The following is a 14,575-nucleotide window of genomic DNA, read 5'->3' on the forward strand; positions in this document are numbered from 1 at the left end:
CGAGGCCCCGCCTACACAGGTCGGGCGGACTGCCCGGCCACGAGGGCCGCCACGATGTCGCGCAGATGCTCGAAGTCGAGGTGTTTGTTCAGGAAGCGATCGGCGCCGTCGACCAGGCACTGCCTGGCAATGGCAGGTTCCGTGTGGGAACTCAGGATGACGATGTAGCAGTGGTCCTGCGCGCACGCCTGCCGCTCGGCGGCGCGGATGGCTTGCGCCACCTGCAGGCCGGTGAGGTCGGGCATCTGGAAGTCGAGCACGGCCAGATCGGGCTTGTGCTCCACCCACAGGCGCAGTGCCTGGGCACCGTCGCTGGCCGGGCCGATGACATCGGCGCCGGCGTCTTGCAGCACCTCGACGACCTGCCGGGCCACGACCGGCGCATCGTCGGCGACCAGCGTGCGGGGGCGAAAGCTGCTGAGTGAGTTCACGGCCACAGCTTGCCAGCCGGCGACCTGGGCTGCTGTCCGTCTCTTGCTGTCGGGTTGTAGGCAATTTGCCTACACACCTTCAATCGCTCACTCGACCAGGCCGTTCTTCAAGGCGTAACGGGCAATGTCGACGTGGCTGATCAAGCCGGTCTGCTCACGGATCCTGGCCAGATAGGTGGCCACGGTCTTCTCGCTCAGCCCGAGGTCGAAGCCGATTTCCTTGATGGCCCGACCCAGCGCAATGCGGCGAAAGATGTCGAGTTCACGTTCCGACAGATCCTCATGCGGGAGCGTCGGCTTTCTCTGGCGCAGCGAGCGTGCGATGGCCGCCGCCGTCTCGGCCAGCAGGTAGGTGCCGCCCGCGGTCACCCGCTCGATGGCCATCAGCAATTCGTCGGCGGCCTGGTGCTTGTGCAGCAGGCCGTTGGCGCCCGCCTTCATGGTCTCGATGACGTACTCGATCTCGCTGCTGCCCGTGAGCACCAGGACCGGCACGGACGCTTCACGGCCGCGGATGCGCCCGAGCAGCTCGATGATGCCTGGGCCAGGCATCATCACGTCGAGCAGCATCAGGTCCCAGGTGCGCGTCGGCAGTTGCTCCAGCACCGCATCGCCGTCGGCCAGTTCGGTCACCTCGACGTCGGGGTAACGCTCGAGCACCAGTTCACGCACGCCGCGTCGTGTGACGGCGTGGTCGTCGGCGATCAGGACATGTCGCATCCGGCCCCCGCTACGGTCGCATCTTGGGGACGGTGACGCAACCGACGGCCCCTCCGCCAGGGAGAGACTCGAGCCGGAAGCTGCCGCCGAGCGATTCGGCACGCTCCGTCATGCCCAGGAGCCCCAGCAAGCCGCTGCGGGTGAGCAGGTCGCCGGGCAAGCCCACGCCGTCATCCTGCACCTCCAGGATCCAGCGGTCTGCATCGTCGGACAAGCCAATCTGCACCCGCTTCGCACACGCATGCCTGGCCACATTCGTCAGCAGTTCCTGGAAGATCCGGAACAGGGCCGTGGCCACCGCGGGCTTCGGCACCTCATGCGGCTGCACGTGGACCACGGTCTGCACCCCAGAGCGTGTCTCGAAGCGGCGCGCTTCGTCGCGCAGGGCCGACGACAGGCCCAAGGCATCCAGAGCGCTGGGCCGCAGCTCGACGGCGATGCGTTGCACGGTCTGGACGGTCTGGTCCACCAGGGCGTCGGCCTCTGCCAGCTTGGGCGTCAACGCGGCGGCGTCCGCACCAGCCACTGCGCGGCGCATCAGCCAGCGGATGTCCATCTTCAATCCGGTCAGCAATTGCCCGAGGCCGTCGTGCACCTCCCGAGAGATGCGCGTGCGTTCCTCTTCCTGCAGGTTGCGCAAGCGGCTGGTCAAGGCGCTCATTCGCTGCTCCCTTGCGGCCTGTTGCTCGACCAGGCGCTGCAGTTCGGCGTCACGGCGCTTGCTCTCGGTCACATCGCGCAGGATGGCGGCCAGGGCTTGCGTGCCGCCTGAAGCGTCGTGGATGACGCTGGTGATCACCGACAGGTTCAGCGGCCGGCCGTTCCTGTGAAAGAGGACGACTTCTTCCACGCCACCCGCGTCGGCCCCGCGCGGCACCGGGAAGACCCGGCGTTCGTTCGGCCAGCCCACCTCGTCGGCCTGCGGCCGGATGATTTCACGCACTTGCCGGCCCACGGCTTCTTCAGCCGTGTACCCGAAGATGCGCTCCGCGCCACGGTTCCAGCTTGTGATGACGCCATCGATCGAACTGCTGACGATCGCGTCGTAGGACGATTCCACGATCGCCGCCAGCCGCACCTGGAGCGCATCGGCCCGCTGCCGCTCCGCACTTTCCTGGGTCCGGGTGATGGCGTAACCGATGGCCCGCCGCAGGGACTGCGGCCTGAGGTCGTTCTTGGCCAGGTAATCCTGGGCGCCCGCCGCCACGCACTCCAACGCCAGTTCGTCGTCCTCCATGCCGGTCAGGACGACGATCGGAACCGTGGGTGCGAGGGCTCGGATCGCCTTCACGCAATCGACGCCGAAACCATCGGGCAGGTTCAGGTCGAGCAGGACCACATCGAAGGTCGCCGCCGGCAATCGCTTCCCGGCCTGCGCCAGATCCGACACATGGTCGTGGCTGCCGGCGCTGGCGTACTCGCCGTCGAGGAGGGCCGCGATGAGCCCTGCGTCGCCAGGGTTGTCTTCCACCAGCAGGACGCGAAGGGGGGTCTGCGGGCCATGCTTCACGGCAACCTCACCACCGTGAACCAGAAGCTCTCGATGGCGTGCACGATGGCCTGAAAGGCTTCCAGGCCCACCGGTTTGGTGACATAGCAGTTGGCTCCCAGTTCGTAGCTCTTGGCGATGTCCTGCTCGGCATCGGAACTTGTCAGCACCACCACCGGGATCACGCGCAGGGCTTCATGGCGATTGATCTCCGCCAGAACCTCCCTGCCGCCCATCTTGGGCAGGTTCAAGTCCAGCAGGATCAGGTCGGGGGCCGTGGCGGTGGCAAAGGGCGGTCTGCGGAGCAGGAAGTCCAGCGCCTGAACGCCGTCGGAGACCACGTCGATGTGCACCATCAGCTTGCCGTCCTGAAGCGTTTCGCGGGTCAGGTCGGCGTCACCCGGGTTGTCTTCGACCAGCAGCACATGAATGGGCGTCGTCATGGCATTTCCATCGGCACGCGGCAGCACGGGTGTGCGGGGGCTCGATGGATCGGCATGGGCAACTCTTTCCTGATCTTGTGCCCGGCGCTGACCACCGGCAGGTTCGGGTGAGGGTCCGAATGATTCGCGCGGAGTATGGCACTGCACCGACTGCGACTGGGGCCACCGCCGCTGCCGTCCGCAGATTTGGTGCGGGCATCGGCTCAAGCCGCGCGAGGAAAGGCCGAAGTCACGGGACTGTGATCTCCTGCAACAGGCTCCCATGGCACCCCATCCAAAGCTTCCGGACATCGGCAATCCTGGGCCGAGCGCTCACAAGCTGCTGCTGGTCGACGACGACCCCATGGTCATCGCTCTTCTCGGGAACACTCTGGAAGGTTTTGGCCGGCTGCAGTTCGCCACCTCCGGGATCGACGCCTTGCGCCTGGCGCAAGACACCGTGCCGGACCTGATCCTGCTGGACATCGAGATGCCTGGCATGGGTGGCTTCGAGGTCTGCAGGGCCCTGAAGGCCAATCCCCAGTTGGCGGACGTGCCCGTCATCTTCATCACCAGCCACGACGCCGGGGAGCACGAGGTCACCGGCCTTGCGCTGGGTGGGGTCGACTTCATCTGCAAGCCGCTGCGGCCGGCGAGCGTGGTGGCGCGGGTGCGCATGCACCTGCGAATGAAGGACATGTCGGACATGCTGCGCCGCTCGGCGTACACGGACGGACTGACCGGCATCGCCAACCGGCGCCAGTTCGATGACCTGCTGGGACGCGAATGGCACCGTGCGGAACGCACGGCATCGCCGATCTCTCTGTTGATGATCGACATCGACGCCTTCAAGAATTTCAACGACCGATACGGCCACCCGGCGGGCGACAAATGCCTGCAGCGGGTGGCGTGGGCCGTCCAGCAGGCCGGCCACCGCCCGGCCGACCTGGCCGCCCGTTTTGGCGGCGAGGAATTTGCCATGGTGTTGCCGAACACCGATGCAGCCGGCGCCGAAGTCGTGGCCCTGCACCTGCTCGAGGCCATCGACGCATTGGCCATACCGCATGCGGCGTCACCGGCGCATCCTTTTGTCAGCGTGTCGATCGGAGCGTCGTCGTTCGACGGAAGTTGCCAGAACTGGGTGGGCCATCCCGCCGACTCGCGGCTCGGCACGCTCGGGAGACACCAGCCCGTGGCCGATCTGCTGATGGCGGCCGACCGGGCCTTGTACACAGCCAAGCAGGCCGGACGCCGAGGCGCCTACTTCCTGTCCCTGGATGACCTCGACGGTCCGGGCCAGGCAATCCGCCTGTCCCGCCCGAGCGAGACCGTCTGCGAGCCGCTCATGGCCGTGGCTTCGAGCGATGGATGAAGCCGTGACGGCATCGCAAGCCGGTGGCTCGACCCACCAGGGGTCTTGTGCACGCTGCCGGCCCCAGCCGGGGCTGGCAAGCATGCTGAGCAGCGTGAAGCGCGTCGTCCTCGTCGAGGACAACCCGGGCGACGCCTTCATGGCCTGCGAGCGTCTGGCGGAGGCCCCTGAAGCCCACGTGCAGGTCGAGATCGCCACGAACCTGGCGGAGGCCTTGCGGATCCTGGGCACGGGTCCCGCCGATGTCATCCTGCTCGACCTGAACCTGCCCGATTCGAGCGGCATGCAGACCCTGCGTCGAGTGAAGGCCGTGGCCGGCTTGGCGCCGATCATCGTCGTGTCGGGGCTGTTCGACGACACCCTGCGGCGTGCGGCGCTGTCCGAGGGCGCGGAAGATGTGTTCGGCAAGGACGAGATCAACAGCCGCCTGTTCAGCCGCAGCGTGCTCTACGTCATCGAACGCAATCGCGCGCGCATGCAGCATCGCAGGCTGCACGATCTGCTCGACGCCACGCCGGACGCGATCCTGGTGGCCAACGAGTCCGGCCAGGTCCGCTTCGTCAACGCCGCGGCCACCGAACTCTTCGATCGCACGCGCGACGACTTGTTTGCCGAGAAGCTGGCCTTCTCCGCCACGCAGGGCGAGCCGGTCCAGCTCGCGATCCCCAGGCCGAGCGGCGCGCGCAGTTGCGAGATGCGCGTCGCCCACCTCGAGTGGGACGGCGAACCGGTGCAGTTGGCATCGATCCGCGACACGACCGAACGGACCCAGGCCGAAGCGCTGCGTGCGCGCAGCCACGAACTCGAGCTTCAGAACCAGCGCATCCAGGAGGCCTGCCGGCTGAAGACCGAGTTCCTGGCCAACATGAGCCACGAGATCCGGACCCCCATGAACGCCATCATCGGCATGGCGCATCTGCTGGACAAGACACGGCTGACCGGTGAGCAGCGGTCCTTCCTCGGCAAGATCCAGATTGCCAGTCGCTCCCTGCTGGGTGTGATCAACGATGTGCTTGACCTGTCGAAGATCGAGGCCGGCGAGGTCCTGCTCGAGGACCTCCCGTTCGACCTGCCCAAGCTGCTGCGCGAACTCGGTCAGCTGCTGCAGGACCAGGCGCAGGCCAAGGGGATCGAACTCGTGGTCCACCCCTCCGTCGGCGCGGCCCGCCGCGTGCGCGGCGATGTCACCCGGGTGCGCCAGATCCTCATCAACCTGCTGGGCAACGCACTGAAGTTCACCGAACAGGGGCAGGTCGAACTGGCGGTGACGAGCACCGTGCTGGCCCCGCACATTCCCGCCCTGCGCTTCGAAGTCCGCGACACCGGCATCGGCATCGCGCTGGCGGACCTGGATCGCCTGTTTCAGCCCTTCACGCAGGCCGACGCGTCGACCACGCGGCGCTTCGGTGGAACCGGGCTCGGTCTGTCGATCGTGCAGCAGCTGACGCAACTGATGGGTGGGGAGGTCGAGGTCACGAGCCAGCCTGGTCGTGGCAGTGTCTTCGGCGTGACCCTGCCGCTGTCGCCTGTGTCCGAACAGGTGGATGGCACCGAAGGGTCGCCGCAGACCCTGGAGGTGCTGGTCTCCGAGGGCGACAAGGGCAAGCTGCAGCGACTGCGCGCGATGGCGCGTTCGCTGGGCTGGCACCTGGAGGCCGTCGCACTGGGCCCGGCGACGCTGCCCCAACTGGCCGGGCGCCTGGCCAGCGGCCACGTGCCCGATGTCTGGATCATCGATGCCGAGCACGATCCCGAGCCGAAGGCGCGCGCCTTGGCCGCCCTGCGGCAGACCGTCGGCGACGACCGGTGGCCGCCCTGCGTGGCCCTGTGCCTGGCCGACTCGTCGCCCGCATGCTTCGATCACATGGCAGACACCTGGCTGAGGCATCCGCTGTCGGCCGCCGGGCTGTTCGAGTCCGTCCTCACTGCACTGGAGCGGCGGCAAAGGCCGACCGACCGGCTGATGCAGCTGACTCAGCTGGACGCCGTCGGCGTCCGGTGGCTGAGTGGCGTCCGATTGCTGATCGTCGACGACAGCGAAGTCAACCTCGAGGTGGTGCGTCGCATCCTGGAGCGCGAAGGTGCCCGGGTGGAGTCATTCGACAACGCGTTCGGCGTCCTGGCGCGCCTGCAGCAGGGCGCGGCCGACATCGATGCGGTGCTGATGGACGTGCAGATGCCCGGCATGGATGGCAATGCCGCCACGCGGGCCATCCGCGGGGACCTGGGCCTGACGACACTGCCGGTGATCGCACTGTCGGCCGGCGCCTTCGTCTCCGAACGCCGCCGTGCGATCGAGGCGGGCATGGTCGATTTCGTCTCCAAGCCACTCGATCCGGACACCTTGATCCGGACCGTGCGCCAGCACGTCGAGCGCAGTCGTGGCACGAGCTTGGGGCTCGAGCGCCGCTGCAAGGGCAAACGAACTGGATCTCCCGCCTGGCCGCACATCGAAGGCATCGACAGCCGCGACGTTGCCCACCGCCTCGAGAACGACGTCGAGATCTTTACCGTCATGCTGGCCAGCCTGCTGCGCGAGTTCGGCGCTGGAGGGCCGGCCTTCACGGCGCTCGACCTGAGCCAGGATGCAGGCCGCAAGGCATTTGCCGCCCGCATGCACAAGCTGCGCGGCAGCGCGGGCATGCTCGGAGCCTCGATTCTCCAGCGCCTGGCCGGCGATGCCGAGGCCGCGGCCCGACGTGGCGCCAGCGCCGCACAGATCGAGCAAGCCTGCATCGCCGTGAACGAACAACTGGCCCAACTGATGGATCAGGCTGGCCACCTGCTGGAGGCGCGGTCGGCCGCGCGCTCGGAGGCAGGGCCTAAGCAGACCGTCGCGCCGATCGTGGCGGCCGACCTCGAACCGCTGATCTCGCTGATGCAGGCCCAGGACTTGGCCGCCCTGACGATGTTCGCAGCCCTCGTGCCTGCGCTGCGCGCTGCGCTGGACCCGACGACGGCCATGCTGTTGCAGGAAGCGGTCGAGCGGCTGGAGTTCGCGCGTGCCATCGGATTGCTGCGCACGCTTCTGGGCGAACTCCGGGCGGCCGCCGGGGACGCCGGCCACTCGACCGTCGCCGGTGATCTGGGCGAACCGGCCAGCGCAGGGCCGATCCACTGCTGAGCCGTGTGGGTGTGGTGCACCCGGGGTCGCCATCGCCCGGGGTGTTCTGGGTGGAACTTGGCGCCGCACCCGTTGGTCGATGCCCCCGACCCAGCCACGCTCGTGAGCCGTGCACGCGCCCGCCACGAGCCCACTCGCGCCGCTCGGCCTCAGACCCGCGCCGTCGAGCGTCCCAGCAGCACGTCCTGCCGGTAGACGCCGCAGCCGATGAGCTGCGTGTCGCTCAGCGGCACCACGAAGGACGACTTGGGCTGGACATCGCCGGACTCCGGGTTGACGATGTCGTACTCGACCCATCCGCCATGGCGGTCGTGGCTTTCGCCGGCGGCCCAGGCTTCGCGGATGAAGCGGTCGCCGTCGATGCCGGGCACGTCGTGGATGCGACGGCCTTCCATCTCGGGCCGGACGCCGTGCAGAAGGTAGGTGCCGCGGCGGTCGACCATGAAGACGTAGAGGTCTCGGTCGACGTAGCCGGACTCGCGCGAGTGCAGGTCGTGCATGGCGGCATGCAGCCCGACGGCCTTGATCTGTTCCAGCGCGCGGCGGGCCAGCGCGCGCGCCTCGTCGGCGCTGCCTTGCCGCAGCCGGATCGAGGCCACCGCGCCGCTCAGCGCGCTGGCACGCTCCACCAGGTCGGCGGCGGCCACGCTGGATTCTTCGACCATGGTCACGTTGCGGTGGGTGAGCTCGTCGAGGTTGCCCACGGCCTTCGACACCTGCATCAGCCCGGCGCTCTGCTCGGCGCTGGCTGCGGCGATCGACTGCAGCGAACCCGACACCTTGCGCACGCCATCGACCAATGCGTCGAGGGCCTGGGCGACATGGTTCGTGCGCTCGACCGAGACCTTCACCTGGTCGCTCGACTGGGCGATCAGCTTGCGGATCTCGGAGGACGCTTGCGATGAGCGTTGGGCCAGCTGCCGCACCTCGGTGGCCACGACGGCAAAGCCCCGCCCGGCCTCGCCCGCCCGCGCCGCCTCGACGGCGGCGTTCAGCGCCAGGATGTTGGTCTGGAAGGCGATGCCGTCGATCACGCCGATGATCTCGCCGACGCGGCGCGAACCGGCTTCCAGGCCGGACATCGCCTCCATCGATTGCCGCATGGCCAGCCCGCCGGCCTCGGCCTCGGCGCGCAGCCGGGTGGTCAGCTGGTCCAGCTCGCCGGCCTGTCCGGCATTGGCCGCCACGGCCTCGCTCAGGTGGTGCACGGTGGTGACGGTCTGGCGCAGGTGGTTGGATTGTTCGTCGGTGCGGATGGCCAGCGACTGGCTGCTCAGCGACACCTTTTCGCCCGACATGCCCACGCGCACGGCGCTGCTGCGGATCTGCGCCACCAGTGCCGACAGTTGCTCGTTCATGCGTTCGACCTGGGTGCCGATGTCCACCAGCTCGTCGCGCCCGCGGATCTCGATGCGGTGCGACAGGTCGCCATCGGCCACCTCCTGCACGCCGCGCATCAGCGTGCGCAGGGCGCCCGCGAAGCTGACATAGAACGCCAGGCCCAGGTAGGCCACCAGGCCGAGGCCGACGGCGACCACGGCCAGGTGCAGCCAGAGCGATCGGCGCTGGGCCTGCAGACGCTGCCCGAGCCGATCGACCAGCTGACCCACGAGCTGGGTCTGCGTCAGCTGCGCCGCCGCCAGGGCCTGCGCGGCCTGCTGGTGGAACGGTGCCGGCTCGCCGACGATGGCTTCGGCACTGAACACGGCGCGCCCCTGCACCGCGGCGCGGGCAGACGCCTCGCGGGCGGCGGCCCAGCCAGCCGGCGGGTTGGCACCGGCGCGTTGCAGCGCTGCCAGTTCCCGGTCGATCTCGAGCAGTTGCCCTTGCACCCGGTCGGCATGGCCGATGACGCCGGCCCGCTCGGCACCACTGGCGTCGCCGCGCGCCAGCAGCGCGGCGCCCTGGCCGCCCATCAGGGCCAATGATTCCAGCCAGGGCACGGCGCGCTCGACCACCAGGTCCATCAGGAAGTAGGTGTCGGCCTGTGGATCGAGCAGCAGGCCGCTGTCTTCGGCCACGCGCCGCACGCGCCAGCGCAGCCGCTCCACCAGATCGGCATGCAGCGCGAAGAGCTCGGTGCGCTGCCCGGGCCCGCGGCCTTCGGCCAGGTCGGTGAGGGCCTGCCGCAGCGCGGGCCAGTCGTCCCCCGACGCGGGCGTGCCACCGGGCGGGTCGGCCGTGGCGATGGCCTGGCGCAAGCCCGTGGCGGCGGTGGCGCGCTGGGCAGCCGCCGCCTCGTCGCCCGACAGTGCCCGGTGGGCGATGTCGCGGTGGTTCTGCGTCTGGATGACCAGTCCCAGCAGGTGGTTGACCTGCTGGGCGCCGCGCAGTTCGCGCTGGGTTTGGGCGGCGTCGCCGCTGACGCTGAGGTAGGTGCTGGCCAGCAGCACGCCCAACGGCACCAGCAGCACGGCGACCATCAAGGCCATCTTGGCCGACATGCGCAGCCGTCGCATCAGCGCGATGCCGGGCCCCAGGGGAGAAAACTTGACAGGAAACATAGCGGTGGCTCCAGACGCGACAAGCGGTGCCGCCAGGCTGCTCGAACAGGCTGCCGGCACATCTTGCGGCCCGGGCGGCCGCCACCATCCGCCGAACAATCGACCGAAGGGCCGCTTGTTCCGGCCGCGTTCAGCACTCGACGATGTTCACCGCCAGGCCGCCGCGGGCCGTTTCCTTGTACTTGGTCATCATGTCGGCCCCGGTCTCGCGCATGGTCTTGATGACCTGGTCGAGGCTGACGAAGTGCGTGCCGTCGCCGCGCAGCGCCATGCGCGCGGCATTGATCGCCTTCACCGAGGCGATGGCGTTGCGCTCGATGCACGGGATCTGCACCAGGCCGCCGACCGGGTCGCATGTGAGCCCCAGGTGGTGCTCCATGCCGATCTCGGCGGCGTTTTCCACCTGCTCGGGCGTGCCGCCGAGCACCGCGCACAAGGCGCCGGCGGCCATGCTGCAGGCCACGCCCACCTCGCCCTGGCAGCCGACCTCGGCGCCGGAGATGGAGGCGTTCTCCTTGTAGAGGATGCCGATGGCCGCCGCGGTGAGCAGGAAGTCGACCACGCCCGACTCGCCCGCCCCATGCACGAAGCGGGTGTAGTAGTGCAGCACCGCCGGCACGATGCCCGCCGCTCCGTTGGTGGGCGCGGTGACGACCCGGCCGCCGGCGGCGTTTTCCTCGTTGACGGCCAGCGCGTAGAGGTTCACCCAGTCGAGCACCTGCAGCGGGTCGCGCAGCGCGGCCTCGGGGTTCGAGGTGAGCGCGCGGTGCAGCGATGCGGCGCGGCGCTTCACCTTGAAGCCGCCCGGCAGCACGCCCTCGGTGCGCATGCCGCGGGCCACGCAGTCCTGCATCGCGCGCCAGATGCGCAGCAGCCCGGCGTCGATCTCGGCGTCGGTGCGCCAGTGGCGCTCGTTGCGGCGCATCAGCCCGGCGATGCTGCAGGCCTGCTCGCGGGCCATCGCCATCAACTGCTCGCCGCTGCGAAACGGGAAGGGCAGGGACGTCGTGTCGGGCGCCACCGCCTTGTGGCGGCTGCCGTCGGCGGCCACTTCGTCGCTGACGACGAAGCCGCCGCCCACCGAGTAGTACACGCGGTTGGCCCGTTCGGCGACCTCGCCGTCGAAGGCGATGAAGCGCATGCCGTTGGCATGGAAGGGCAGCGTCTCGCGGCGCAGGAACTTCAGGTCGGCCGATTCGTGGAACGGGAGCACGCGGCCGTCGGGCAGGGCCAGCGCCTTGTCGCGCCGCACCGCGGCCAGCAGCGCGGGAATGGCGTCCACGTCCACCGTGTCGGGCTCGTGGCCCAGCAGGCCCAGCAGCACCGCCTTGTCGCTGCCGTGGCCCTTGCCGGTGGCGCCCAACGAGCCGTACAGCAGGCATTGCACGCGGCCGATGGGCACGCCGGGCAGGTCGTGCAGCAGGCGCTGCACGAACAGCCGCGCCGCCCGCATCGGCCCCACGGTGTGCGAACTGCTCGGGCCGATGCCGATCTTGAACAGGTCGAAGACGGACACGGCCATGGCGTCGCGCTCCTCAGCCCGCGGGGCTGGCGGCGTCGTCGGCGTAGTCGCCGACCGGCACGCAACTGCAGAACAGGTTGCGGTCGCCCCAGACGTTGTCCACCCGGCCCACCGGCGACCAGTACTTGGCGCGGCGCAGGCCGGGCACCGGGTAGGCCGCGTCCTCTCGAGAATAGGCGTGAGACCAGTCGGCCACCAGCAGCGCCTCCACCGTGTGTGGCGCGTGGACCAGCGGGTTGTCGTCGCGTGGCCAGTCGCCCGCCTCGACCCGGCGGATCTCGCCCCGGATGGCGATCATCGCGTCGCAGAAGCGGTCGAGCTCGACCAGCGGCTCGCTCTCGGTGGGCTCGACCATCAGCGTGCCGGCCACCGGGAAGCTCAGCGTGGGGGCGTGGAAGCCGTAGTCGATCAGGCGCTTGGCCACGTCCTCGGCGCTGACGCCGCTGGATTCCTTCAGCGGCCGCAGGTCGAGGATGCACTCGTGCGCCACGCCGCCGCCGACGATGCCGGGCACGTTGCCGCTGAAGTGGATGTCGTAGTGGGCGCCGAGCCGCGCGGCCACGTAGTTGGCCGACAGGATGGCCGTCTCGGTGGCCGCACGCAGGCCGTCGGCGCCCATCATGCGCATGTACATCCAGCTGATCGGCAGCACGGCGGCATTGCCCAGCGGCGCGGCCGACACGGCGCCGACGCTGCCCTCGGCGCTGCCACCGGCACTGCCCGGCTCGGTCGGCAGGAAGGGCACCAGATCGTCGACCACGCACACCGGGCCGACACCCGGCCCGCCGCCACCGTGCGGGATGCAGAAGGTCTTGTGCAGGTTGAGGTGGCTCACGTCGCCGCCGAACTCGCCGGGCGCGGCCACGCCCACCAGCGCGTTCATGTTGGCGCCGTCCACGTAGACCCGGCCGCCATGGCGGTGCACCATCGCGCACAGGTCCTTCACGCCGGCCTCGAACACGCCGTAGGTGGACGGGTAGGTGATCATCGCCGCGGCCAGCTTGTCGCTGTGCTGCACGCACTTGGCCTCGAGGTCGGCCAGGTCGACGCTGCCCTTGGCGTCGCACTTGACCACCACCACCTGCATGCCGGCCATCTGCGCGCTGGCCGGGTTGGTGCCGTGCGCCGATTCGGGGATCAGCACGATGGTGCGGTGGCCTTCGCCTCGCGACGCATGCCAGCCGCGGATGGCCAGCAGGCCGGCGTATTCGCCCTGCGAGCCGGCGTTGGGCTGCAGGCTGATGCCGCGGTAGCCAGTGGCCTGCGACAGCCAGGCGCACAGCTGGTCGTTCAGTTCGCGATAACCTGCCAGCTGATCGGCCGGCGCGTAGGGGTGCATGTGGGCGAAGGCCGGCCACGTGATTGGGATCATCTCGCTGGTGGCGTTGAGCTTCATGGTGCACGAGCCCAGCGGGATCATCGAGCGGTCGAGCGCCAGGTCCTTGTCCGACAGGCTGCGGATGTAGCGCAGCATCTCGGTCTCGCTGTGGTGGCTGTTGAACACCGGGTGCGTCAGGAAGGCGCTCTTGCGGCGCAGCGCGGCCGGGATCAGCGGCTCGATGCCGGCCTCCTGCGCATCCAGCGCGGGCACGGCCTGGCCGGGGGCGGCGAACCACGACCACAGCGCCTGCAGGTCGTCGCGGGTAGTGGTCTCGTCGAGCGCGATGCCCAGCGTGCGCGGGCCCAGGCGCCGCAGGTTGGCACCGCCCGCCAGGGCGCGGGCGGCGATGGCCTCGGTGGCGTCGCCGGTGTCGATGGCCAGGGTGTCGAAGGCCTGCGGCGTGAGCAGCGTGTGGCCCAGCGCCTGCAGCCCGCGGGCCAGCAGTGCGGTGTACACGGCCACGCGCTGCGCGATGCGCTGCAGGCCCTGCGGGCCGTGGTAGACCGCGTACATGCTGGCCACCACGGCCGGCAGCACCTGCGCCGTGCAGATGTTGGAGGTGGCCTTCTCGCGGCGGATGTGCTGCTCGCGCGTCTGCAGCGCCAGCCGGTAGGCCGGCCGGCCGTGCGCGTCGACGCTGACGCCGACCAGTCGGCCGGGCATCGAGCGCTTGTGCTCGTCGCGCGTGGCCATGTAGGCGGCGTGCGGCCCGCCGGCGCCCATCGGCATGCCGAAGCGCTGGGTGGAGCCGATCACGATGTCGGCCCCGAACTCGCCCGGCGGCACCAGCAGTGTCAGCGCCAGCAGGTCGGCGGCCACGATGAAGGCGGCCTGCTTGGCATGCGCGGCGGCCACGTGCGGCGCCAGATCATGGATCAGCCCGGTGGTGCTGGGGTACTGCGCGAGGACGGCGAAGTAGTCGTTGGCGGCCATCAGCTCGGGCGCCACGCCGACCAGCACCTTCAGGCCCAGCGGCTCGGCCCGGGTGCGGATCACCTCGATGGTCTGCGGGTGGCAGTCGCCGGCCACGATGATGGTGTCGGACTTCGACTTCACGCTGCGCCTGGCCAGCGTCATGGCCTCGGCCGCGGCGGTGGCCTCATCCAGCATCGACGCGTTGGCGATGGCCATGCCGGTGAGGTCGCAGACCATGGTCTGGAAGTTCACCAGCGCCTCCATGCGGCCCTGCGAGATCTCGGCCTGGTAGGGCGTGTACGCCGTGTACCACGCCGGGTTCTCGAGGATGTTGCGCAGGATGACGCCGGGCGTGTGCGTGCCCTGGTAGCCCTGGCCGATGAAGCTCTTGAGCACGCGGTTGCGCGAGGCGATGGCCTGCAGCTCGGCCAGTGCCTGCGCCTCGGTCACCGGCGGCGGCAGCGCCATCGCCGCGGCCCGCGCGATGGCCCGCGGCACGATGGCCTCGATCAGCGCGCGGCGCGATCGGTCGGCGGCCTGGGGCGCGACGACCGCCAGCATGCGCTGCTGGTCGGCCTCGCCGGGGCCGATGTGGCGGGCGACGAACTCGTCGGAATTCTCGAGCTCGGCGAGCGGCGGGCGGGCGGTGGTGAGCATGGGCTTGGCGGGCCGGACGCGAACGCCCGGCAGGGTCG

The 14,575-nt window shown here is 69.6% G+C and carries 9 protein-coding genes; 2 read left to right on the plus strand and 7 right to left on the minus strand.

Annotated elements, in window-relative coordinates:
• Window positions 1–11 precede the first annotated feature (11 nt).
• From EOINJALH_RS30400 to EOINJALH_RS30415, 4 genes are all read right to left on the minus strand, one after another.
• Window positions 12–431, minus strand: a complete 420-nt coding sequence (locus EOINJALH_RS30400) for a response regulator (RefSeq protein ID WP_158219957.1) — start codon at window positions 429–431, stop codon at window positions 12–14.
• Between the two features lie 87 nt (window positions 432–518).
• Entirely contained in the window at window positions 519–1,151 is a 633-nt protein-coding gene (locus EOINJALH_RS30405; RefSeq protein ID WP_088287372.1) for a response regulator transcription factor, read from the minus strand.
• Between the two features lie 10 nt (window positions 1,152–1,161).
• Complete coding sequence (locus EOINJALH_RS30410) at window positions 1,162–2,661, minus strand: PAS domain S-box protein (RefSeq protein ID WP_088287373.1); 1,500 nt, start codon at window positions 2,659–2,661, stop codon at window positions 1,162–1,164.
• Complete coding sequence (locus EOINJALH_RS30415) at window positions 2,658–3,083, minus strand: response regulator (RefSeq protein ID WP_088287469.1); 426 nt, start codon at window positions 3,081–3,083, stop codon at window positions 2,658–2,660. Before EOINJALH_RS30415 ends, EOINJALH_RS30410 begins: the two co-directional genes overlap by 4 nt.
• Before the next feature lie 262 nt (window positions 3,084–3,345).
• On the opposite strand from EOINJALH_RS30415, the gene EOINJALH_RS30420 reads away from it, so the two are divergent.
• Together EOINJALH_RS30420 and EOINJALH_RS30425 are read left to right on the plus strand one after the other, a co-directional pair.
• Window positions 3,346–4,434 (plus strand): diguanylate cyclase domain-containing protein, encoded by a 1,089-nt coding sequence (locus EOINJALH_RS30420; protein ID WP_088287375.1) that lies wholly within the window; start codon window positions 3,346–3,348, stop codon window positions 4,432–4,434.
• On the plus strand, window positions 4,340–7,558 hold the full coding sequence (locus EOINJALH_RS30425) for a response regulator (protein WP_088287376.1): 3,219 nt from the start codon (window positions 4,340–4,342) through the stop codon (window positions 7,556–7,558). The genes EOINJALH_RS30420 and EOINJALH_RS30425 overlap by 95 nt, the downstream gene beginning before the upstream one ends.
• Before the next feature lie 149 nt (window positions 7,559–7,707).
• Here EOINJALH_RS30425 and EOINJALH_RS30430 read toward each other — a convergent pair whose 3' ends face one another.
• The 3 genes from EOINJALH_RS30430 to gcvP all read right to left on the minus strand — a co-directional run bounded on the left by EOINJALH_RS30430 (window position 7,708) and on the right by gcvP (window position 14,537).
• On the minus strand, window positions 7,708–10,062 hold the full coding sequence (locus EOINJALH_RS30430; RefSeq protein ID WP_088287378.1) for a methyl-accepting chemotaxis protein: 2,355 nt from the start codon (window positions 10,060–10,062) through the stop codon (window positions 7,708–7,710).
• Window positions 10,063–10,192: 130 nt separating this feature from the next.
• Window positions 10,193–11,584, minus strand: a complete 1,392-nt coding sequence (locus EOINJALH_RS30435; protein ID WP_088287380.1) for an L-serine ammonia-lyase — start codon at window positions 11,582–11,584, stop codon at window positions 10,193–10,195.
• 13 nt (window positions 11,585–11,597) lie between these two features.
• On the minus strand, window positions 11,598–14,537 hold the full coding sequence (gene gcvP, locus EOINJALH_RS30440) for an aminomethyl-transferring glycine dehydrogenase (RefSeq protein WP_088287382.1): 2,940 nt from the start codon (window positions 14,535–14,537) through the stop codon (window positions 11,598–11,600).
• Window positions 14,538–14,575: the final 38 nt, after the last annotated feature.

It is taken from the genome of Ideonella sp. A 288 (assembly GCF_002198735.1).
Lineage (GTDB): Bacteria > Pseudomonadota > Gammaproteobacteria > Burkholderiales > Burkholderiaceae_C > Pseudaquabacterium.

Excerpts from the sequence above, each read along its gene's own strand:
- gcvP (WP_088287382.1), bottom strand. The coding sequence starts at position 14,537 with ATGCTCACCACCGCCCGCCCGCCGCTCGCCGAGCTCGAGAATTCCGAC.
- EOINJALH_RS30435 (WP_088287380.1), bottom strand. The coding sequence starts at position 11,584 with ATGGCCGTGTCCGTCTTCGACCTGTTCAAGATCGGCATCGGCCCGAGC.
- EOINJALH_RS30420 (WP_088287375.1), top strand. The coding sequence starts at position 3,346 with ATGGCACCCCATCCAAAGCTTCCGGACATCGGCAATCCTGGGCCGAGC.
- EOINJALH_RS30430 (WP_088287378.1), bottom strand. The coding sequence starts at position 10,062 with ATGTTTCCTGTCAAGTTTTCTCCCCTGGGGCCCGGCATCGCGCTGATG.
- EOINJALH_RS30405 (WP_088287372.1), bottom strand. The coding sequence starts at position 1,151 with ATGCGACATGTCCTGATCGCCGACGACCACGCCGTCACACGACGCGGC.
- EOINJALH_RS30425 (WP_088287376.1), top strand. The coding sequence starts at position 4,340 with ATGACCTCGACGGTCCGGGCCAGGCAATCCGCCTGTCCCGCCCGAGCG.
- EOINJALH_RS30415 (WP_088287469.1), bottom strand. The coding sequence starts at position 3,083 with ATGACGACGCCCATTCATGTGCTGCTGGTCGAAGACAACCCGGGTGAC.